The sequence below is a fragment of the Nocardia neocaledoniensis genome (genome assembly GCF_003182135.1).
GTDB lineage: Bacteria > Actinomycetota > Actinomycetes > Mycobacteriales > Mycobacteriaceae > Nocardia > Nocardia neocaledoniensis.
Map to the genome: position 1 here is coordinate 89,287 of NZ_QGTL01000012.1, position 20,480 is coordinate 109,766.

A 20,480-nucleotide genomic window follows, 5' to 3' on the forward strand; every position below is an offset into this window, starting at 1 on the left:
GGTCAGCGGGGCTTGGCGACGAAAGTGGCCGAGCCACGGGTGAGGTCGACCCGATCACGCGGCGGTGCGCCCTCCGACGGGGTCTCGCGGTGCATGAGCGTGCTCTGCCGCTGCTCGAACTCGTGGTGTTTGGAACCCTGGAACATGGCCGTGAGGTGTTCGAACCCGGTCGCCGCGACCGCCGGTCCGGTGCGCTTGCGCGTCCACGGCAGGAACCGGGTCCCGGTCAGCCGGTTGACGACCACCTCGGCCAGCGCCAGCAGAATCAGCAGGATCGCCAGACCGGGAATCGTCATGGCGAAGACAGTGCCCATGGGCCCACGGTACCCGCGCGCGGGGAGCGCCCGCTGAGCTGCAGTGATGGTACTCACGGGTAGACACGTCGGAGCGATATGAAGGTTGCGATTCCGCGACGATCGCCCTATTGTCGTTGTCGTGCCGAATCCCGCCGACCGCCTTGCCGCGCTGCTAGTCGCCGACCGCGACAGCGCGGCCGCTGCTGTGCAGACCGCGCGGGCAGCCACCCGGCAGATTCTTCTCGTAGTAACCCGCCGTAGCGGGGTCTGATTCGGACCGGCCCCCTCGCTGCGGGCTGATTTTCATTGTTCTGCTGGTCCCCACCTGCCAACGAAGACCATCTTCGGGAAGACCTCACCTGCAATGACATTGCTGACACTGGACCGTGCCCTGTTCGACGCCGCCCCCAGGGGCCTGCGCGCCGAGACCGACAACCTCACTCCCGCCGAATTCCTCGATCGGTACACCCGCATCGAGGGACCGATCTCGCTCGGCGAATTCACTTGCTCCGGAACGGATTTCACCGCCACCCTGGAGTTCGCCGACCATCTGCGCACCGTCATCTCGGCCGGTAACCCGGTCGCCGCGATGACCTCGGCGCTCTACGACGAGGGCTACCCCCTCGAGATCCTGCAGTTCCACCAGCGCCGCACCACCGCGGGCACCGCGACCTTCGTGCAGTGCGAGGTCAACGGTCGCCGCGGCTGGGCGTCCGCCATGGCCGCCGACGGCGCCGAGTCGACCGTGCGCGCCATGATCGCCTGCGTCAACCTGCTCGCGAGCTGACCGCCACCTGCGCGAAGGGCCCGTTCACCTCGAAAGGTGAACGGGCCCTTCGACGTTTGGTGCGCCGTGGGTGTTCTTACTCGGCGGCGGAGGCCTGCTCGGCGATCTGTTTGCGGACCTCGTCCATGTCCAGACCCTTCACCTGGGTCACCAGGTCCTCGAGCGCGGCCGGCGGCAGTGCGCCCGGCTGGGCGAACACGAGCACGCCCTCGCGGAAGGCCATGATGGTGGGGATGGACTGGATGTTCGCCGCGGCGGCGAGTCCCTGCTCGGCCTCGGTGTCGACCTTGCCGTACACCACGTCGGAGTGCTTCTCCGACGACGCCTCGTAGGTGGGCGCGAAGCTGCGGCACGGACCGCACCAGGAAGCCCAGAAATCGACGAGGACCACGTCGTTTCCGGTGATGACTTCGTCGAAGTTCTGCTGGGTCAGCGTCTGGGTGGCCATGACGTCCTCTCCTTGTCGGTTCCTCGGCTGTAACGCCGTGGCGTCCTTCTATCTTCCACCGAGGATCACCCGCTCCTGGCGGGCGTCCCCGTCCCAGCGGCGAACGCCCACCACAACGGCCGGAAAATCGTGGTCGGCGGCGACCGCGTCCACCGCGGCCCCGAGCCGGTCCGGCGGCACCCGCCGGGCCAGCGTCACGTGCGGCGTCCAGGCGCCGGGGCGCATGGTCGCGGGGACGCCGGGGCAGGGTTCGACCAGGTCGTCGATCTGCCGGTGCAGGGCGAGCAGTTCCTCGGTGACCACGACCGCGCGCACCAGGATCGGCCTGCGCGCGCCGAAGACCAGCAGACCGCCGAGCCGGATCGGCAGCGGCTGGAAGGCCAGTCCCGCCAGCGCGCGGTCTATGCGCGGCCAGATCTCGCGCGCCACGGCGATGGTCACGTGCGGGCGGTGGGTCTCGCCGCGCGGGCTGGCGATGCCCGCGCGCGCCAGCGCGGCCCACTGCTCGCGGACCACGGCCTCGCTCCGCTCGTCCAGCAGCAACTCCACCGACTGCACCATGTCTGCAGAAAGTAGTCGCTTCGGCGTGTCCCCGTGGCCGCTCCGATGACCGCAGGCGCGAGGATGGACACCGTGAACGCGACGAGGTCGAGCGTGCGGCTCGGTGTGATCGACGGTGACGGCATCGGTCCGGAGGTGGTCGCGGCGACGCGCGCGGTCGTCGACGAGGCGATCGGCGCGGCCGGGCTGGGGCCGGTGGCCTGGGTGCCGCTGCTGATGGGCCACGAGGCCATCGCCGCGCACGCCGACCCGCTGCCCGAGCAGACCCTGGCCGCGCTCGACGAGCTCGACGCCTGGATCCTCGGCCCGCACGACAACGCCTCCTATCCCGCCGAGATGCGGGTCGCGCCCGGCGGCGCCATCCGCAAGCGCCTCGGCCTCTACGCCAACATCCGGCCCGCCGCCGCCTTCGCCGGAGTGCGGGCGAGCGCGCCCGGCATCGACCTGGTGATCGTGCGCGAGAACAGCGAGGGCTTCTACGCCGATCGCAACATGTTCGCCGGCTCCGGCGAGTTCCGGCCGACGCCCGACGTCGCGATGGCGGTGGCCGTGATCACCAGGCAAGCATGCGAGCGGATCGCGCACCAGGCGCTGCGGCTGGCCCAGGGGCGGCGCAAGCGGGTCACCGTGGTGCACAAGGCGAACGTGCTGCCGATGACGACCGGGCTGTTCCGCGACGTCTGCTACGAGGTGGCCGCCGAGTACCCCGACGTGCGGGTCGACGACGAGCACGTCGACGCGATGGCCGCCCACCTGGTCCGCACGCCCGGGGACTACGACGTGATCGTCACCGAGAACCTCTTCGGCGACATCCTGTCGGACCTGGCGGGCGAGCTGGCCGGCTCGCTCGGCCTGGCCGCCTCGCTGAACTGCTCCGACACCAAGGCCATGGCCCAGGCCGTGCACGGCGCCGCGCCTGGGCTGGCCGGGCGTAATCGCGCCAACCCGGCCGCGCTGCAGCTGTCGGCGGCGATGTTGTTGCGCTGGTTGGCGGTTCGCGACGGCGACAGCGCCCTGCACGACGCGGGGGAGCGGATCACCCGCGCCGTCGCGGCCACCCTGGCGGCCGGAACGGCGACCGCCGATCTGGGCGGCCTGGCTTCCACCAGCGAATTCACCGAGCAGGTCCGTGCGCGCGTGCACCGCAGGTGAAGGGACCCCTTTCACATTCGCTGATTAATCTTCGGTTACTGTCGCACCACGCTGTGTCCGGTTCGCATACATTGCCAAACAGGCGCTGACACGTGGCCGGCGTCGACGTGAAATGTGGAGGCTCCTTTGTCTGTTCGTTTTGTTCTCGGCCGCGGCGCCGTGCGGCTGCTCTGTACGGTCGCCGGGGGTGCCCTGGTGTTGGCCGGCTGTGCCAGCAACACCGAGGGTGACACCACCGCGGTGACGAAGGTGTCGGTGGAGAAGGTCGACGCGCTCGCCGCGGCGGTCCCCGACAAGGTCAAGCAGGCAGGCAAGCTCGTCGTCGGCGTCAACGTGCCGTACCAGCCCAACGAGTACAAGGACGCGAGCGGCAAGATCGTCGGCTTCGACGTCGACCTGCTCGACGCCGTCGCGACCACCCTCGGACTGAAGGTCGACTACGTCGAATCCGCGTTCGAGAAGATCATCCCCGCCATTCAGGCGGGCACCTACGACGTGGGTATGTCCTCGATCACCGATTCGCGCGAACGCGAACAGCAGGTCGATTTCACGACTTATTTCAGCGCCGGTATCCAGTGGGCCCAGCAAACGGGTAAATCCGTCGATCCCAACAATGCGTGCGGCAAACGAGTTGCCGTACAGGCCACTACGGTCGAGCACACCGAAGAGATCCCCGCCAAGAGCGCGAAGTGCGTCGCCGAGGGCAAGCCGCCGATCGATATGAAGCCGTTCGACGAGCAGAGCGCGGCGACCAACGCGCTGGTCCTCGGCCAGGTCGACGCGATGTCGGCCGACTCGCCGGTGACCGCGTACGCCATCAAGCAGAGCGAGGGCAAGATCGAGGCCACCGGCCCGATCTTCGATTCCGCACCCTACGGCTGGGCCGTGCAGAAGGGCTCCCCGCTGGCGGCGTCGCTGCAGAAGGCGCTGCAGCACCTGATCGACAACGGCAAGTACGGCGAGATCACCACCAACTGGGGTGTCCAGGAAGGTCAGATCAAGACCTCGGTGATCAACGGCGCTGTGAGCTGACGTGAGCGAACAGAACGACACGGTGGAGGTGCCCGGACCGGGCACCGAACCCGAACCGATCAAGGCGGTCCCGCTGCGCAGGCCGGGCCGCTGGATCGCGGCGGCAATCATCCTGATCCTGGTGGGATTGTTCGCCTACGGTGCCGCGACGAATCCCGCCTACCGGTGGGACACCTACGGCAAGTACCTGTTCGACAGCCGGATCACCGCGGGCGCGATCGTCACCCTGGAACTCACCGTGCTCGCCATGGCGATCGCGGTGGGCCTGGGCACGGTGCTCGCGGTGATGCGCCTGTCGCCGAACCCGGTGCTGCGTACCACCGCGTGGGTGTACCTGTGGATCTTCCGCGGCACCCCCGTGTTCGTCCAGTTGGTGTTCTGGGGCCTGGTGCCCTCGCTGTACAAGCAGATCCATCTCGGCGTCCCGTTCGGCCCGCAGTTCTTCGAGTTCGACGTGCAGAACCTGCAGGCGGCATTCCTGTTCGCGGTGCTCGGCCTCGGTCTCAACGAGGCCGCGTACATGGCCGAGATCGTGCGCGCCGGCATCAACTCCGTCGGCGAGGGCCAGCGGGAGGCGTCGGTCGCGCTGGGCATGTCGTGGACACAGACCATGCGCCGCACCGTGCTGCCCCAGGCCATGCGGGTGATCATCCCGCCCACCGGCAACGAGCTGATCGGCATGCTCAAGACCACCTCGCTGGTCACGGCGATCCCGCTCAGCACCGACCTGTTCGGTCGCGCGCGCGACATCTACGGCGTGAACTTCCAGCCGATCCCGCTGCTGCTCGTGTGTGCCACCTGGTACCTGGCGATCACCAGCGTGCTGATGGTCGGGCAGTACTACTTGGAGCGCTACTACTCGCGCGGTGCCACCCGGCAGCTGACGGCCAAGCAGCTCGAGGAACTGGCCACGGCGCAGGCGGCGGTGAAGGCGAAATGACCGAACTGGACAAGGCCACACCGCCGATGGTGCTGGCCGATCGGGTGTGCAAGAACTTCGGCGCGCTGCGGGTGCTCAAGGGCATCTCGCTCGAGGTGCCGCGCGGCAAGGTGCTGACCCTGGTCGGGCCGTCGGGCTCGGGCAAGTCGACGTTCCTGCGCTGCATCAACCACCTCGAGCAGGTGAACGCGGGCCGGCTCTACGTCGACGGCGATCTCGTCGGCTACCGGGAGAAGAACGGCAAGCTCTACGAGATGCACCCGCGCGAGGCCGCGATCCAGCGGCGCGACATCGGGATGGTGTTCCAGCACTTCAACCTGTTCCCGCACCGCACGGCGCTGGAGAACATCATCGAGGCGCCGACCCAGGTCCGCGGGCTGCGCAAGGCCGAGGCGATCACCAGGGCCGAGGAGCTGCTGGAACGGGTCGGGCTCGGTGCCAAGCGCAATGCCTACCCGGCGCAGCTGTCGGGCGGTCAGCAGCAGCGCGTCGCCATCGCGCGGGCGCTGGCCATGGATCCCAAGCTGATGCTGTTCGACGAGCCCACCTCGGCACTGGACCCCGAGCTGGTCGGCGAGGTGCTCACCGTCATGCGCGAGCTCGCCGACTCCGGCATGACCATGATCGTGGTGACCCACGAGATGGGCTTCGCCCGCGAGGTCGCCGACGAGCTGGTGTTCATGGACGGCGGCGTGGTCGTCGAGTCGGGCCCGCCGCGGGAGCTGCTGGCCAACCCGCAACACGAGCGCACCAAGACGTTCCTTTCGCGCCTGCTCTGACGCCGGCGAGAGACCACGGCCCCGCGGAATTCCGCGGGGCCGTTTCTCATTCCGGGCGATTCTTCAGCAGCTCCAGGGAGACCTGCGCCTGCGCGATGCGGCGGATGGCGGCGATGGCGGTGTCGCCGAGGACCGTCAGCACGACGACCGCGTCGATGATGTCGTCGCGCCCGCCCGCGGCCAGCGCGGTCGCCACGTCGATGTCGGCGATCACCCGCACGCCGTCGAAGTAGCGCGGCAGGACCGTGGTGCCCCAGTCCTCGTAGCCGAGCTGGGCCAGCCGCACCAGGACCGAGGTGAGGGTGCTGATCGAGTCCGCGCTCGGCTTGGGGTCCCACCCGCGCCGGTCCATCTCCGCGCGTACGGTCGCCGAGGCGCGGTCCCATTCGTCGTCGGTCGCGGGCGGTGGCGGTGCGGTGATGCTGTCCTGCACCACGCCGAGCAGGCTGAACATCGGCAGGTCGGGGGAGTCGACGGCGGCGAGCACCTCGCCCACGGTCGCCACCGGCAGCCCGCCGACCTCGATCAGCGCGCGCACCAGCCGCAACCTGCGCAGATGCTGTTCGCCGTAGCTGGCCTGGTTGGGTCCGGTCCGCTCACCGGGCGGAAGCAGGCCCTCTCGCAGGTAGTACTTGATCGTCGCCAGCGCGATTCCGCTGCGCTCGCTCAGCTCCGAGATCCGCACAGTTCACCTCTGCTTTCCGCCTTCCCCCTTGCTCGCCATGGTTACAGCGGATAGTCTAACTATCCATAACGGATAGTGAAGCTATCTATCTTTGGGGAGTTCGTTATGTCAGTCCTTCCGTCCCTCGATTCGCTGCCACGCAGGCGGTCACCGCTCCATCGCCCCCTGCTCTGGTTCGCCGCGGTCAACGCGGTCCTGGTCGTCGTCGGCGTCGTCGGGATGCTCGTCGACGACCGGGTGATCGCCGGGTCGACCGCCTGGTTCAAGCCGACCAAGTTCGCGATCTCGTTCGTCCTCTACAGCGTCGCGCTGGCGTGGTTGATCTCGTTGCGGCCCAAGGCTTCCCGGCTCACCTCGGCGATGGCCACGGTGATCGTCGTGGCCGGCGCGGTCGAGCAGCTGATCATCTTCGGCCAGGTGATCCGCGGCACCCGCAGCCACTACAACATGACCACGACCTTCGACGCCGTCCTGTGGGTCACCATGGGCAGCACCATCCTCGTGCTCTTCGTCGCCACCATGGTCGTCGCCGCGCAGCTCTCGTTCGCCAGGTACGGCGACCTGGCGACCACCTGGTCGATCCGGCTCGGCCTGGCGATCACCCTGGTCGGGCTCGGCCTGGGCAATCTGATGCCGAACCGCGAATCGGGCGTCACCGACATCGCGGGCGCGCACACCGTCGGCGCGCCCGACGGCACGCCGGGCATGCCGCTGACCGGCTGGAGCACCACCCACGGCGACCTGCGCATCCCGCACTTCTTCGGTATGCACGCCCTGCAGGTGCTGCCGCTGTTCGCCGCGCTGCTGCTGATCCTGGCACCGCGCATCCCGGTGCTGGCCTCGGTGCGGGCCCGCCTCGGGCTCGTCTGGACCATGGCCCTCGGCTACGCCGCGACGCTGGCCCTGGTCACCTGGCAGGCCCTGCGCGGTCAGCCGCTCATCCACCCCGACCGCGCCACGCTGACCGCGGCCGCGGCGATCCTCACCCTCGTCGTCACCGGAACGCTCGTCTCGATCGCGAGCGCGACCCTCACCCGAAAGGCGGTCACCGCATGAGCACCCTGTTCGACCTCTCCTTCTACGTCACCGTGCCGTTCTGGGCGCTGATGATTCTGGCCCCGACCTGGCGGCACACCCGCGTGATCATCGGATCGCCGTGGATCGTGTTGCTGCCCTTGACGATCTGGGCGATCGTCGCCGTCCCGGTCCTCGGTGCGCTGTGGTCGCTGGTCACCTCGCCGTCGCTGGCCGCGATCACCGACGCCGTCGCCGATCCGGCGCTGCTCACCGCGCTGTGGGCGCAGATCCTCGCCTGGGATCTGTTCCTCGGCCGCTGGATCTATCTCGACAGCCGCGAGCGCGGGATCTCGCCCCTGCTGATGGGCCCGCTGCTGGTCGGCACGATCCTGTTGTCACCCATCGCCTTTCCGATCTACCTGCTGCTGCGCGAGGTGGCAGGCCGGTACGCCGACAGGAAGACCGCCACCGCGGTGTCGGCGTAGTGATCGAGTTCGGCGGCACTGAACCGGGTCTCGTCCCCGCAGAACATCACCTTGTTGACCGGGATCGAAACGGTCAGCCAGGTGAAGTGGTTCGCGGCGAGGTCCGGTTCGTCGACCGCGAGCAGTCCGCGCGCGGTCAACTCCGCGAAGCAGGACGCCAGCATCGCGTGGACGCGCTCCGGGCCCGCCTCGTAGTACGCCCGGCCGAGCTGGGGGAAGCGGCCCGCCTCGGCGATGACCAGCCGCCGCACCCGCAGCTGCGCGGGCCGGGTCAGCAGGTGGACGAAGCGATGGGCCACCGTCCGCAGGGTGGCCGCCACGTCGTCGGTGGAGGCGAGCTCGCCGATCGCCGCGCGGAAGACCTGGTCGATGCCGCCGAGGCGGTCGAACACGATCTCCTCGAACAGCTTCTCCTTGCTGCCGAACCGCTTGTAGATCGTCTGCTTCGAGGAGCCGGCGACCGCCGCGATCTCGTCGACCTTCGCGCCGACGTACCCGTCCCGCAGGAACACCTCGGTGGCCGCCTCCATGATGCGGCGCCTGGCCTGTTCGGAGGGCAAGGACATCGCCGTCACCGGCAGCCTGACGCTCGTGCAGTCGCTGCTGCGCGAGGGCCTGCTCGACCGGCTGCAGCTGTTCGTGCACCCCGTCGTGCTCGGGAAGGGCGCGCGCTGGTTCGACAAGCTCGACGGCACGGTCGAGCTGCGGCTGGACTCGGCCGAGGCGTTCGGTTCCGGTGTGATCAACCAGATCTACACGCCCGCTGCCTGATTCCCGCGCGGTCAGTCGAAATCGGTGGCGCGGGTGACGGATTCCCAGGCAAGGACGTCGGTGCGGACCGCGTCCAGGTGGCCGAGGACGGCGTCGACCGCGTCCTCCCCGAGCGGCAGGCGCAGCGGGGACTTCTCGGCCGCGAGGGCCGCGCGGATGGCGGCAGCGGCCTTGGCGGGGTCGCCGGGCTGGGTGCCGTCGCCGCCCTCGACCATGCGGCGGGTCTTGCCGGAGGTGTCGGCGTAGACCGCGTTCTCGGCGCTGAACGTCGCGGCGCCGCGCCCGAACAGACCGGTGCGGAAGGCGCCGGGCTCCACGATGAGGACCTTGATCCCGAAGGGCGCCACCTCGTCCGCGAGCGCCTCCGACAGGCCCTCGAGCGCGAATTTCGTCGCGCTGTAGGCGGAGAAGCCGGCGAACGACAGCTGGCCGCCGACGCTGCTCATCATCACCACGGCGCCGCCGCGCTGGGCCCGCATGTGCGGTAGGACCGCGCGGGTCAGCGCGGCGGGGCCGAACACATGCAGGTCGAACAGGTCGCGCAGTTCGGTCTCGGTGGTCTCCTCGACCGCGCCGACCTGGGTGCGTCCGGCATTGTTGACCAGGACGTCGATGCGGCCGTGCCGGGCCACCACGTCGGCGACGACCGCGTCGATGCGCGCGGTGTCGGTGACGTCGAGGGCGACGGTCTCGAGCTGATCGGGGTGTGCGGTGACGAGGTCGTCGAGTGCGGCGGTGCGGCGGGCGACGGCGACGACGGTGTCGCCCGCGGCGATCGCCGCTTCCGCGAGGGCGCGGCCGAATCCGCTGCTCGCGCCGGTGATCAGCCAGATCTGTGGGGTGCTCATCAAGGTTCTCCTCGGTGTCGGTGCCGTCGATGTTTCCCCCGTTCCGAGGTGCCGTCCAAGATCTGTTGTGATAACCAAGGGTTATGGATGTGCACGGGCGGGATCTGCGGTACTTCGTGGCCGTCGCCGAGCAGCTGAACTTCACGGCCGCCGCCGAGCGGCTGCACGTCTCCCAGCCCGCGCTCAGCAAGCAGATCCGCAAGCTCGAAAGTCAGCTCGGCGCGGCACTTTTCGTCCGTGACACGCGGTCGGTGGCGTTGACGCCCGTCGGCGCTGCCCTGCTGCCCGAGGCGCGTGCCGTCCTCGCCGCCCTGGCCGCGGCCGAATCCGCGGTCGACGCGGCGAAGGCCGCGCAGCGGGCGGTGCTGTCGATCGGCATCAGCACCAGCCCGGGCCGCGGCATCCTGCCCGCGGTGCGCTCCCGCTTCGCGTCCGCGTTCCCCGACGCGAAACCGGTACTGCGCCAGTTCGGTTGGGAGGATCCGACGGCCGGTCTCGCGGCGGGGGAGACCGACGTGGCCTTCGTCTGGCTCCCGCTGGCCGACAGCGACCGCTACCGCTGGCTGGTGGTGGCCAACGAGCCACGGCTGCTCGCCCTCCCGGCCGCGCATCCGCTCGCCGCGCGCGCGAGCATCGACTTCACCGAACTGCTCGACGAACCCTTCCTCGCGCTGCCGCCCGCGGCCGGGGTGTTGCGCGACTACTGGCTCGCCCTCGACGCGCGCGCGGGCCGTCCGCCCGTCATCGGCGCCGAGGTGGCGAGCACGGAGGAGACCTACGAGGCGCTGGTCAACGGTGACGGCGTGGTGCTGCTCGCCACCGGCAACGCCGCGCTGGTCGCCCACGAGGGCGTGGTCACCCGCCCGGTCACCGGTCTGCGTCCCTGTGAACTCGCGCTGGCCTGGCACCGTGACGACACCAGGCCCCTGGTCCACGGCTACGCGCGAGCGTGTGCCCAGGTGGCCTCGGCGCGCTGAGTGCCTTTCAGCGCGGTCCGAGCGCGATGCGCAACTGGCCGAGCAAGACCTTCGCCGCCGGGCCGCCGGGGCGATCGACGCGCCAGGCCAGGGCGAGCCGGCCGCGGATCGGGGGGTCGACGATGGCGAGCGCGCGCACGCCGAACGCGGACGCCTCGTCCTCGGTGAGCGCGGGGACGACGGCGGTGCCGAGGCCGTGCGCGGCCAGCCGGAGCAGCAGCGGAGGAGCGGCGGCCTCGAAGGCGATATCGGGCGTGAAACCGGCGGCGGCGCAGGCCCTTTCGAAGACCCCGCGCAGCCCGGTGCCGCGCGGGAGGCAGATCAGGCGGCGTTCGGTCAGCGCCGACAGGCCGATCGTGCCCGCCGACTCGCCAGGGGCGACGGGGGCGTCCTCGGCGACGGCGGCCACCACCGGCGTCTCGAGGATCACGTCGAGGCCGATCGCCGAGCTCGGCGGCGCCCCGGTCAGGCCGATCAGCGCGATGTCGAGTTCGCCGCGCTCGAGGGCGGCGAGCATCCGTTCGGCGGTGTCCTCGGTGAGGCTGATGCCGACCTGTGGGTGGTCGTGATGGAAAGCCGCGAGCACGGGGGCGATGTCGAATTCGTCGGTCGCGGCGCCGGAGATCACCCCGAGCCGGACGTGACCGCGCAGCAGGCCGGTGAACTCCTGCACCGTCTCGCCGATCCGGTCGGCGGCGGCCAGGGCGGCCCGCGCGTGCGCGAGCACCGCCGACCCGACCTCGGTGGGCGTGACGGTGCGGGCGCCGCGATCGAGGAGTCGCTGGCCGAGTTCGCGTTCGAGCTGCCTGATCTGGGCGCTGAGGCCCGGCTGGGTGAGATGCAGGCGCTCGGCGGCCCGGGTGAACCCGCCCTCCTCGACGACGGTCACGAAGTACCGGAGCTGCCGCAGTTCCATGGCATCGACCATAACAACTGGTTATCCAATGCAGAAGAACTATCTGTTGTACTTATTCCTTCCGGCGGAGCACTGTCGAGGACATGACCACGAACCCCATCACCACCCTCGATTCCTCGCAGTTCACCGGCCCGGTCTTCACCCCGGAGGATCCCGGCTACGCCGCCGAGATCGCGGGCTTCCAGACCGCCTACACCCATCGGCCCGCCCTCGTCGTCGGCGCCGTGCACGCCGAGGACGTGCGCGCCGCGGTGGAATACGCCGCCCGCCACGGACTTCCGGTCGCCGTGCAGGCGACCGGGCACGGCCTCTCGGTGGCCACCGACGGCGGGGTTCTCATCACCACGAGCCGGATGGATGCGATCACCGTCGATCCGCGCACTCGCACCGCCCGTGTCGGCGCGGGCGTGCGTGCGGGCGCCCTGGTCGAGGCGGCGGCGCGGCACGGACTGGCGCCGCTCAACGGCTCCTCGCCGTCGGTGGGTGTCGTCGGCTACCTGCTCGGCGGTGGCCTCGGGCTGCTCGCGCGCGAATTCGGGTACGCCGCCGACCATGTGCGCTCGATCGACCTCGTCACCGCGGACGGGCGCGTGCGCACGCTCACCCCCGGCGACGACCTGTTCGGCCCGGTGCTCGGCTCGGGCGGCAACTTCGGAGTGGTCACCGGTCTCGAGCTCGACCTCGTCCCGGTCACCGAGGTGTTCGGCGGGCAACTGATCTTCGACACGCGGCTGGTGGACACGGTCCTGCGGGCCTGGCGGGAGTGGACCGAGACCGTGCCCGACACCCTCACCTCCACGGTCGCGGTGCTCACCTACCCCGACATCCCGCCGGTCCCGGAACCGTTGCGCGGCAGGCACATCGCCTCGATCCGTCTCGCGTTCACCGGCTCGGCGGCGGAGGGGGAACGCCTCGTCGCCCCGCTGCGCGCCGTGGGCGAGCGGCTGCGCGACGACCTGCGGACGATGCCCTACACCGAGTCGCACACCATCCACAGCGATCCCGATTTCCCGCACGCCTACGCCGCCACGAACGCCCTGCTGTCCGAGCTGAGCCCGGAGGCGCTCGCGGCACTGCGCGCGCTGACCGCGCCCGGCGGGCCGGTCGACGCCGTCGTCGACATCCGGCACCTCGGGGGCGCGCTGGCCGAGGACGGCGCGGCCACGATCGACCACCGCGACGCCGCCTACCTCGTGCGCGTCATCACCGGCGCCGAGGGTGCCGCCGCGCCCGCCGAGCTCGCCGCCGTCCGGGAAGCGTTGGCGCCCTGGACGATCGGGCACAACCTCAACTTCCTCTACGGTGCCGGGGCCGCGGCGGGCCCGCACCAGACGGCCGCCGGCTACGCGCCGGAGACCTACGCCCGGTTGGTGGCCGCGAAGACGGCCCACGATCCACACAACATGTTCCGCCTCAACCGCAATATCGCTCCGGCCTAGACGGTTTCGCGGCCCGCCTTGTCGATTCGCCCGATTCCTACTATCTTGGTGATATCACTCAGATATCGGGAGGATGTCATGGAGCTGCGGCCCGCTGCCCACGTCAATGGATTCGTCGTCTTGCTCGGGTGGCTGGTGTTCACCCTGTTGTTCGGCGGCGCCGCCGTGCTGGCGTTCGTCGCGGCCGCCAAGCACGACGGCGGCGCGCTCGCCTGGGCGGGCGCGGTGGCCGCGGTGGTCGCCGCCCTCGTGGTGGCGCTGCTCGCCACGGGGCTGATCATCGTCAACCCCAACGAGGCCAAGGTGATCACCTTCTTCGGCCGCTACATCGGCTCGGTCTCCGAGCCGGGGTTCTTCTCGGTGGTCCCGCTCACCGACCGCAAGTCGATCTCGTTGCGGGTGCGCAACTTCGAGACCCAGAAGCTGAAGGTCAACGACGCCGACGGCAATCCGGTCGAGATCGCCGCGGTGGTCGTCTACAAGGTGGTCGACAGCTTCAAGGCGGCCTTCGCGGTCGACGACTACGAGGAGTACGTCGAGACCCAGTCCGAGGCGGCGGTGCGCCATCTCGCCACCACCCATCCCTACGACGCGCACGACGACGACCGCACCAGCCTCCGTGACGGCGCCGAGGTGGCCGAGGAACTCACCGTCGAACTGCGCGAGCGCACCCTCACCGCGGGCATCGAGGTCATCGAGGCCAGGATCACCCACCTCGCCTACGCCCCCGAGATCGCGCAGGCGATGCTGGTCCGCCAGCAGGCCGCCCAGGTGGTCGCGGCCAGGGTCAAGATCGTCGAGGGCGCCGTCGGCATGGTCGGCCTGGCCCTGGATCGCCTCGCCGAGGCGGGCACCGTGGAACTGGACGAGGAGCGCAAGGCCGCCATGGTCTCGAACCTGCTCGTGGTGCTCTGTGGCGACCGCGCCACCCAGCCGGTCGTGAACACCGGATCCCTCTACGCCTGAGGTCCGATGACCGCGCCGAAGAAGGAACCCAAGAAGGTCCTGCTGCGGCTCGACCCGGCCGTCCACGAGGCCATCGCCAAGTGGGCGGCCGACGACCTGCGCAGCGTCAACTCCCAGATCGAATACGCCCTGCGCCTGGCCCTCGACCAGGCGGGCCGAAAACCCAAGCGCGACTGAGGCCGCCGGAACAGCCCAGCCCGTCGTGACTCGTCATCAATCCCGGGCCGCCGACCTGGCCGGGCAGCGCGGTCCGGCTCGAGCGACGCGCCTTACGGCGCACGGGGACAACTGAACTCGGTCGCGCCGGTAGGTTGTTGCGGTGCCCATCTCATTCGACATCCGTGGAATGCAGCAGTTGGACAGCACGACCTGGGGGGATCCAGCCACTCGTGATGTCGTCGCGATGACCTATGTCCACGGCACACCCGATCTGCCCGCCCGATTGCACGACCTGTCGCGGCTGCGCAGGCGGCTCGCCGAGCACCACGCCAGGACCGGCTGCCTGATCGAGGCGTTCGTGGTGTGGGTCGACAGCCTGCCCGCGTTGCTGAGGGTGGAGAAGACCAGGATGCCGGGCTCGCCGGTCGGGCTCGTGTTCGCGGCGTCGATCGTGGTGCCGCGCGACCGGTGCAGCGCCGTCTTCCAGATCATCTGCCCGGAGACGGGCGCGCCGGGGGTGCGCGAGGCCGTCGTGGGCAGCCGGGTGCGCCCGGCGGAGATGTACCCGCCGCATCCGTACGCGCCCGGCCTGCGCGGACGCCTGCCCTACACGCTCTCCGACGACATCCGCTACGACGAGGCGTTCCCCGACCATCCGCTCACCCGGGCCCGCCGCTGGATCGCCGACACGGTGCCCCAGGTGCGGGTCGACCCGAGCTTCGCCGCGCTGCCGGAGTTCTAGCGCGGCTTCTCGGTGACGAAGATGGCGGTGCCGGGGAAGATCTGCCCCCTCAGCGGCGACCACTGCCCCCACTCGCGGTCGAGCCACTCGGGCCAGTCCGGTTCGACGATGTCGAGCAGCGTCAGCCCGGCGCCCACGATCTCGCGGACCCGGTCGCCGATCGTGCGGTGATGCTCGACGTAGGTCGGCTCACCGTCGCCGTCGACCTCCACATAGGGCGTGCGGTCGAAATAGGGGATCGTCGCGGTGAGCCCGGCCGGGCCGGGATCGTCGGGGAAGATCCAGCGCATCGGGTGGTTCACCGAGAACACCCAGCGCCCGCCCGGCTTGAGCACCCGCGCGACCTCCCGCATCACCAGCGCGGAGTCGGCGACGAATGGCACGCCGCCGAAGGCCGAACAGGCCAGGTCGAAGGAGGCGTCGGCGAAGGGCAGCGCCTCGGCGCCCGCCTGGACCAGCGGCACGCGCGGCCCGCCGCGATCCATCGCCGCGACGCCGCGCGCCAGCATCTCCCGCGAGATGTCGAGGCCGACCGGTCGCGCGCCCTGGCCGGCCAGCCATCGCGAACACGGCGCCGAACCGCAGCCGATCTCGAGCACGGTCCGTCCGCTCAGCTCCCCGAGGAACGCCATGTCGCCCTCGTGCAGGCCCTCGGGACACCACACGAACTCGCCACCGGGGGAGTCCACGCCGAGGAAATCGGCGTGAGTCTGGTGATACTGGTCGGCATCGGCGTCCCACCAGCGTCTGCTCGCCCGCTCACTGGCCGCGGAACCGATCTTGGTCCGGGCGGTCGCGGTGGTTCCCAGCAGCGCGTTGGCCTGCGCGTGGCGTTCGTCATCGGACACGGCGGCCAGCGTATCGGCGCGGTGCGGGGGGTGGTTTGCCCGGCTCGGGCGACGTGCCGTACGCTGAGGCACGCGAGTGTCTTTCGAGGACCACTGTGCGCCGGGGTTGAATGCGTACGGTATCCGATGACGGAGTCGCCCGTGCTGAGTTCGATCACCAGCAAGTGTGGCGGTCCGTGCGATACTTACCCGGTATCCTTCGTCGCCTCGTCGCGGTGATCTCGCAGCGTACCGAAAGTTCCAATGTCCGCAACCGACCACAATCCGTCCGGAGCAAATCCACATATGCCCACCACCGTCACCTCGCCGCAGGTAGCCGTCAACGACATCGGCTCCGCCGAGGATTTCCTCGCCGCCATCGACGCCACGATCAAGTACTTCAACGATGGCGACATCGTCGAGGGAACCATCGTCAAGGTCGATCGTGACGAGGTCCTGCTCGACATCGGTTACAAGACCGAAGGCGTCATCCCCTCCCGCGAACTCTCCATCAAGCACGATGTCGACCCCAACGAGGTCGTTTCCGTGGGCGATGAGGTCGAGGCCCTGGTTCTCACCAAGGAGGACAAGGAAGGCCGCCTGATCCTGTCGAAGAAGCGGGCGCAGTACGAGCGCGCGTGGGGCACGATCGAGGAGCTCAAGGAGAAGGACGAGGCCGTCAAGGGCACCGTCATCGAGGTCGTCAAGGGCGGCCTGATCCTCGACATCGGTCTCCGTGGCTTCTTGCCCGCCTCGCTCGTCGAGATGCGTCGTGTCCGCGACCTCCAGCCGTACGTCGGCAAGGAGATCGAGGCCAAGATCATCGAGCTCGACAAGAACCGCAACAACGTGGTCCTGTCGCGTCGCGCCTGGCTCGAGCAGACCCAGTCCGAGGTCCGTTCCGAGTTCCTGCACCAGCTGCAGAAGGGCCAGGTCCGCAAGGGTGTGGTCTCCTCGATCGTCAACTTCGGTGCCTTCGTGGACCTGGGCGGCGTCGACGGCCTGGTGCACGTCTCCGAGCTGTCCTGGAAGCACATCGACCACCCGTCCGAGGTCGTCGAGGTCGGCAACGAGGTCACCGTCGAGGTTCTCGACGTCGACCTGGACCGCGAGCGCGTCTCCCTCTCGCTCAAGGCCACCCAGGAAGACCCGTGGCGTCAGTTCGCCCGCACCCACGCGATCGGTCAGATCGTGCCGGGCAAGGTCACCAAGCTGGTTCCGTTCGGTGCGTTCGTGCGCGTCGAAGAGGGCATCGAGGGCCTGGTGCACATCTCCGAGCTGGCCGAGCGCCACGTCGAGGTCCCGGACCAGGTTGTCGCCGTCGGCGACGACGCGATGGTCAAGGTCATCGACATCGACCTGGAGCGTCGCCGGATCTCGCTGTCGCTGAAGCAGGCGAACGAGGACTACCACGCCGAGTTCGACCCGTCGAAGTACGGCATGGCCGACAGCTACGACGACGCGGGCAACTACATCTTCCCCGAGGGCTTCGATCCCGAGACCAACGAATGGCTCGAGGGCTTCGACAAGCAGCGGGAAGAGTGGGAAGGCCGCTACGCCGAGGCCGAGCGTCGCCACAAGATGCACACCGCGCAGATGGAGAAGATGGCGGCCGACGCCGCCGCCGAGGCCGCCAACGGCGGTGCCACCTCGGGCAACTACTCCTCCGAGAGCGGCTCGCAGGCCTCCTCCGGCCAGGCCGAGTCCGCCGGCGGTTCGCTCGCCAGCGACGCCCAGCTCGCGGCTCTGCGGGAGAAGCTCTCCGGCAACGCCTGATTCGGGTAGAGCAGTACCGAAGGCCCCGGTCCGCACGGACCGGGGCCTTCGGGCATTTCCGGGTCCAGCACGCGATGGCACCGACGGCGCACGACAGCGAGCGGGCCCGGCGAGAAATCGCCGGGCCCGCTCGCGTCTGCGGGAGATCAGCTCGCGGCGGCGGGCACCCAGTAGTTCGAACTCATGCTGGGGCGTTTGCGCATCGCGGCGAAGCTGTGTCTGGCGGGGGAGATCAGGGCGGTGAACCACGATCGGCGGTATTCGGCGAGAGTCGCCGCGACAGCGGGGAATTCGACGCAATGCACACCGCCGGGCATGCCCAGGCGGTGGCGAGCCGTCCGGTGGTCTGTGGTGCCCATGATCATCCTTCGGTAGCTGGAGCTGGCCTTCTCGCCTGCGCGAAGGTTAGTCGACGCGACGCGCCGAACCTCGGATTTTGCGTTCCGGCCCCCTGGCGTGTCGGAATGATGCCGTTTCCGGCGTGATCCCCGGTTCTGCGAGACTGGGACCCATGTTGCGGATCGGCCTCACCGGAGGCATGGGAGCGGGTAAATCCACAGTGGCGCGGACCCTGGTCGAGCTCGGGGCGGTGCTGATCGACTCCGACGCGATCGCGCGCGAGGTCGTCGCACCGGGGACGCCGGGGCTGACCGCGCTGGTCGAGGCGTTCGGCGCGGAGATCCTCGCCGGGGACGGCAGCCTGAACCGGCCCGCCCTGGCCGCGGTGGCCTTCGCCGACGACGAGTCGCGCGGCAAACTCAACGCCATCACCCATCCGCTCGTCGGCGCCCGCACCGCCGAGCTGATCGGCGCGGCACCCGCGGATGCCATTGTGGTGCAAGACATTCCGCTGCTGGTGGAGAACGGCCTCGCGCCGCTCATGCAGCTGGTGCTGGTGGTCGGCGCCGACGTGGAGACCCGGCTGCGCAGACTGGTGGAGCACCGTGGCGTCGACGAGGCCGACGCGCGGACGCGGATCGCCGCCCAGGCCACCGACGACCAGCGGCACGCGGTCGCCGACGTCTGGCTCGACAACAACGGCGCCCCCGAGATCGTCGAGGCCCAGGTGCGCGCGCTGTGGGAGCAGCGGCTGGTGCCGTTCGAGCGCAATCAGCGCGAGGGTGTGCGGGCCGGGGCCGACTACCGGCTGGTGCCCGCTGATCCGGAGTGGGCCGCGCAGGCCCGCCGGATCATCGCCCGGCTGCACCTGGTGTGCGGCGCGTCGGCGGTGCGCATCGACCATGTCGGGTCGACGGCGGTGCCCGGGCTGCCTGCCAAGGACGTCATCGACGTCCAGGTGACGGTGGCCGATCTCACCACGGCCGAATCGCTGGCCGGGGGCCTCGCGGCAGCGGGTTTCCCGCTCGCGCCGCAGGTGACCCACGACCACCCGAAACCGACGCCCGGTGACCCGGCCGGCGCCGACGTCGGCCTGTGGGGCAAGCGCCTGCACGGCAACGCCGACCCCGCGCGTCCGGCGAACATCCATCTGCGCGTGCAGGATTCGCCGGGCCAGCGCTTCGCCCTCGACCTGCGTGACTGGCTGCGGGCCGAGGAGTCCGCGCGCCGGGACTATCTGGCCGTCAAGCGCGAGGCCGAACGGGCGGCTGCCGACAAGGCGGGCGAGGCGGCCGCGGAGGCGTACTACGCGGTGAAGGAGCCCTGGTTCGACGCGGTCTATCCGGCCGTCGCCGCGTGGGCTCGCGCCCGCGCGTAACCAGCGCCGCAACTGTTAAACATCAATGTTTCGGAACCCTGTCGAGCGAGGTCGCGCGCTGTGTACATTGTGGCGGGTCACCAAGGGGTGACTCGATTCACAGGGAAGTTGTAGCGCGTATGACATCACATCACCGTCAGCTCGGCCGTGCGGGCTTCGGATTCACTGCCCTCGGTGCCGTCGCCGCCAGCGTCGTGCTCGCCGCCCCGCAGGCCTCGGCCTGGGTCGGCAATCTCGGTGTGGCCGGCACCGATCACAAGGTGGGCTGCAGTTACAAGCTGACCGCCAGTGTCGAGGTCGACCGCCTCACCTCGGTGAAGTTCACCGACAACGGGGTCGACATCCCCGGCAGCCCGGTCTCGCCGTCGCTGCTGTCGGGCACCGTCAGCATCACCTGGAAGCCGACGACCGCGGGCCAGCACAAGCTCGAGGCCCGTCAGCTGCTGATCAGTGATTCGATCACGGTGACCGTGGGTGAGTCCTCCGCGACCGGCAGCCTGGGCTGCGGTGGCGGGCTGGCGGATCTGTTCCCGAGCCTGTCGGCGGGCTGACCCAGCCGCCTGGCGCGACGACCGCCCGGACCCGTACGCGGTCCGGGCGGTTTGTTCGTCTCAGCGCCAGGTGAGGGTCATGCCACGGCTCGCCAGCCAGCGCTCGAGCGAGTGGCCGTGGGCCGCCATGCCGTCGATCGCGGCGGTCGCGTGCTGGAACGCGGCCTCGCAGACTGCCGTGTCGAGCAGTCCGCCGGCGTGCGCGGCCAGCAGTTCGTCCACGTCGACGAGCTCGACCTCGCGGCCGGTGCGCACCAGCAGGTCCAGATAGTGGTCGACGGACTTGTACAGCGTGGCCGACTCCCTGGTGAACACGCCGACGTCGACGTAGACGTCCTGCCACTGGTCCACGCCCGGGTTGTAGTGGAGTTTCGACGCCCGCAGCGACAGCTCCGGCAGCACCCACGACTCGAGGTAGTGGAAGTTCGCGTGATCGGAGTGGCGGCCCATGTACAGGCCCCACGGCTCCTCGCGGTAGACCTCCACCGGGCGGACGAATCCCTTGGGGTCGGTGTTCGTCCGCGCCGCGATATCGAAGTACTCGATCTTGGGAGGATGCACGTGCACGGTGGATGCCTGCGTCATGACCGGAAAATCTACCGGCGGCGG

General features: G+C 69.7%; 26 protein-coding genes. 16 read left to right on the forward strand and 10 right to left on the reverse strand.

All coding sequences use genetic code 11. The features are described from left to right. Positions 1–2: 2 nt before the first annotated feature. On the reverse strand, positions 3–314 hold the full coding sequence (locus DFR69_RS26795) for a DUF6191 domain-containing protein (RefSeq protein WP_110040418.1): 312 nt from the start codon (positions 312–314) through the stop codon (positions 3–5). Between the two features lie 346 nt (positions 315–660). Between DFR69_RS26795 and DFR69_RS26800 the strand changes: the two genes are divergently transcribed. Continuing rightward, entirely contained in the window at positions 661–1,083 is a 423-nt protein-coding gene (locus DFR69_RS26800; RefSeq protein ID WP_110040419.1) for a 2-isopropylmalate synthase, read from the forward strand. A gap of 76 nt (positions 1,084–1,159) precedes the next feature. On the opposite strand, the gene trxA is transcribed toward DFR69_RS26800, so the two are convergent. Together trxA and DFR69_RS26810 are read right to left on the reverse strand one after the other, a co-directional pair. Further along, entirely contained in the window at positions 1,160–1,531 is a 372-nt protein-coding gene (trxA, locus tag DFR69_RS26805) for a thioredoxin (RefSeq protein ID WP_110040420.1), read from the reverse strand. Between the two features lie 48 nt (positions 1,532–1,579). After that, a complete protein-coding gene (locus DFR69_RS26810; protein ID WP_110040421.1) occupies positions 1,580–2,092 on the reverse strand; it encodes a 2'-5' RNA ligase family protein in 513 nt (170 codons plus the stop codon). 63 nt (positions 2,093–2,155) lie between these two features. On the opposite strand from DFR69_RS26810, the gene DFR69_RS26815 reads away from it, so the two are divergent. From DFR69_RS26815 to DFR69_RS26830, 4 genes are all read left to right on the forward strand, one after another. After that, positions 2,156–3,244, forward strand: a complete 1,089-nt coding sequence (locus tag DFR69_RS26815; protein WP_110040422.1) for an isocitrate/isopropylmalate dehydrogenase family protein — start codon at positions 2,156–2,158, stop codon at positions 3,242–3,244. Between the two features lie 126 nt (positions 3,245–3,370). Beyond that, positions 3,371–4,276, forward strand: coding sequence for an ABC transporter substrate-binding protein (locus DFR69_RS26820; protein ID WP_110040423.1), 906 nt, complete (start codon positions 3,371–3,373; stop codon positions 4,274–4,276). Position 4,277: 1 nt separating this feature from the next. After that, positions 4,278–5,216, forward strand: coding sequence for an amino acid ABC transporter permease (locus DFR69_RS26825; RefSeq protein WP_110040424.1), 939 nt, complete (start codon positions 4,278–4,280; stop codon positions 5,214–5,216). A gap of 26 nt (positions 5,217–5,242) precedes the next feature. Next, positions 5,243–5,995 (forward strand): amino acid ABC transporter ATP-binding protein, encoded by a 753-nt coding sequence (locus DFR69_RS26830; protein WP_167456423.1) that lies wholly within the window; start codon positions 5,243–5,245, stop codon positions 5,993–5,995. A gap of 46 nt (positions 5,996–6,041) precedes the next feature. Here DFR69_RS26830 and DFR69_RS26835 read toward each other — a convergent pair whose 3' ends face one another. Then, positions 6,042–6,680, reverse strand: coding sequence for a MerR family transcriptional regulator (locus DFR69_RS26835; protein ID WP_110040426.1), 639 nt, complete (start codon positions 6,678–6,680; stop codon positions 6,042–6,044). A gap of 105 nt (positions 6,681–6,785) precedes the next feature. On the opposite strand from DFR69_RS26835, the gene DFR69_RS26840 reads away from it, so the two are divergent. Together DFR69_RS26840 and DFR69_RS26845 are read left to right on the forward strand one after the other, a co-directional pair. Next, positions 6,786–7,736 carry a hypothetical protein gene (locus DFR69_RS26840; RefSeq protein ID WP_110040427.1) on the forward strand — a complete coding sequence of 317 codons (951 nt, stop codon included), beginning with the start codon at positions 6,786–6,788 and terminating at the stop codon, positions 7,734–7,736. After that, positions 7,733–8,182 (forward strand): ABA4-like family protein, encoded by a 450-nt coding sequence (locus tag DFR69_RS26845; protein ID WP_110040428.1) that lies wholly within the window; start codon positions 7,733–7,735, stop codon positions 8,180–8,182. Before DFR69_RS26840 ends, DFR69_RS26845 begins: the two co-directional genes overlap by 4 nt. Here the strand turns inward: DFR69_RS26845 and DFR69_RS26850 are convergent. Further along, on the reverse strand, positions 8,113–8,712 hold the full coding sequence (locus tag DFR69_RS26850) for a TetR/AcrR family transcriptional regulator (RefSeq protein WP_208644053.1): 600 nt from the start codon (positions 8,710–8,712) through the stop codon (positions 8,113–8,115). The two genes, DFR69_RS26845 and DFR69_RS26850, sit on opposite strands and share 70 nt — an antisense overlap. Between DFR69_RS26850 and DFR69_RS26855 the strand changes: the two genes are divergently transcribed. Further along, positions 8,699–8,953 carry a dihydrofolate reductase family protein gene (locus tag DFR69_RS26855; RefSeq protein WP_244198479.1) on the forward strand — a complete coding sequence of 85 codons (255 nt, stop codon included), beginning with the start codon at positions 8,699–8,701 and terminating at the stop codon, positions 8,951–8,953. The genes DFR69_RS26850 and DFR69_RS26855 overlap by 14 nt on opposite strands. Before the next feature lie 11 nt (positions 8,954–8,964). Here the strand turns inward: DFR69_RS26855 and DFR69_RS26860 are convergent, their stop codons facing one another. Continuing rightward, positions 8,965–9,801, reverse strand: coding sequence for an oxidoreductase (locus tag DFR69_RS26860; RefSeq protein WP_110040430.1), 837 nt, complete (start codon positions 9,799–9,801; stop codon positions 8,965–8,967). A gap of 83 nt (positions 9,802–9,884) precedes the next feature. Here DFR69_RS26860 and DFR69_RS26865 point away from each other — a divergent pair, with 83 nt between their 5' ends. After that, positions 9,885–10,778, forward strand: a complete 894-nt coding sequence (locus DFR69_RS26865) for a LysR family transcriptional regulator (protein ID WP_110040431.1) — start codon at positions 9,885–9,887, stop codon at positions 10,776–10,778. Between the two features lie 7 nt (positions 10,779–10,785). On the opposite strand, the gene DFR69_RS26870 is transcribed toward DFR69_RS26865, so the two are convergent. Further along, on the reverse strand, positions 10,786–11,694 hold the full coding sequence (locus tag DFR69_RS26870) for a LysR family transcriptional regulator (protein ID WP_110040432.1): 909 nt from the start codon (positions 11,692–11,694) through the stop codon (positions 10,786–10,788). Between the two features lie 83 nt (positions 11,695–11,777). Here DFR69_RS26870 and DFR69_RS26875 point away from each other — a divergent pair, with 83 nt between their 5' ends. The 4 genes from DFR69_RS26875 (at position 11,778) to DFR69_RS26885 (ending at position 15,000) form a co-directional block, all read left to right on the forward strand. After that, entirely contained in the window at positions 11,778–13,133 is a 1,356-nt protein-coding gene (locus DFR69_RS26875) for an FAD-binding oxidoreductase (RefSeq protein WP_110040433.1), read from the forward strand. A gap of 78 nt (positions 13,134–13,211) precedes the next feature. Continuing rightward, a complete protein-coding gene (locus DFR69_RS26880; protein WP_110040434.1) occupies positions 13,212–14,099 on the forward strand; it encodes an SPFH domain-containing protein in 888 nt (295 codons plus the stop codon). 6 nt (positions 14,100–14,105) lie between these two features. Next, positions 14,106–14,276: a type II toxin-antitoxin system antitoxin gene (locus tag DFR69_RS34630; RefSeq protein ID WP_167456414.1), complete on the forward strand. Its 171-nt coding sequence runs from the start codon at positions 14,106–14,108 to the stop codon at positions 14,274–14,276. 142 nt (positions 14,277–14,418) lie between these two features. Further along, the gene (locus DFR69_RS26885) at positions 14,419–15,000 is read left to right on the forward strand and encodes a hypothetical protein (RefSeq protein WP_232997904.1); all 582 of its coding nucleotides are present in this window, start codon (positions 14,419–14,421) and stop codon (positions 14,998–15,000) included. Here DFR69_RS26885 and DFR69_RS26890 read toward each other — a convergent pair. Then, positions 14,997–15,848, reverse strand: a complete 852-nt coding sequence (locus tag DFR69_RS26890) for a class I SAM-dependent methyltransferase (RefSeq protein WP_110040436.1) — start codon at positions 15,846–15,848, stop codon at positions 14,997–14,999. The two genes, DFR69_RS26885 and DFR69_RS26890, sit on opposite strands and share 4 nt — an antisense overlap. Before the next feature lie 285 nt (positions 15,849–16,133). On the opposite strand from DFR69_RS26890, the gene rpsA reads away from it, so the two are divergent. Continuing rightward, entirely contained in the window at positions 16,134–17,603 is a 1,470-nt protein-coding gene (gene rpsA, locus DFR69_RS26895) for a 30S ribosomal protein S1 (RefSeq protein ID WP_110040437.1), read from the forward strand. Positions 17,604–17,749: 146 nt separating this feature from the next. Here rpsA and DFR69_RS26900 read toward each other — a convergent pair whose 3' ends face one another. Beyond that, a complete protein-coding gene (locus DFR69_RS26900; RefSeq protein WP_110040548.1) occupies positions 17,750–17,962 on the reverse strand; it encodes a hypothetical protein in 213 nt (70 codons plus the stop codon). Positions 17,963–18,114: 152 nt separating this feature from the next. On the opposite strand from DFR69_RS26900, the gene coaE reads away from it, so the two are divergent. Both coaE and DFR69_RS26910 read left to right on the forward strand, forming a co-directional pair. After that, positions 18,115–19,320: a dephospho-CoA kinase gene (coaE, locus tag DFR69_RS26905; protein WP_110040438.1), complete on the forward strand. Its 1,206-nt coding sequence runs from the start codon at positions 18,115–18,117 to the stop codon at positions 19,318–19,320. A gap of 119 nt (positions 19,321–19,439) precedes the next feature. Continuing rightward, a complete protein-coding gene (locus tag DFR69_RS26910) occupies positions 19,440–19,871 on the forward strand; it encodes a hypothetical protein (RefSeq protein ID WP_110040439.1) in 432 nt (143 codons plus the stop codon). Between the two features lie 60 nt (positions 19,872–19,931). On the opposite strand, the gene DFR69_RS26915 is transcribed toward DFR69_RS26910, so the two are convergent. Then, positions 19,932–20,456, reverse strand: a complete 525-nt coding sequence (locus DFR69_RS26915) for a ribonuclease FAU-1 family protein (RefSeq protein WP_110040440.1) — start codon at positions 20,454–20,456, stop codon at positions 19,932–19,934. Between the last annotated feature and the right edge of the window lie 24 nt (positions 20,457–20,480).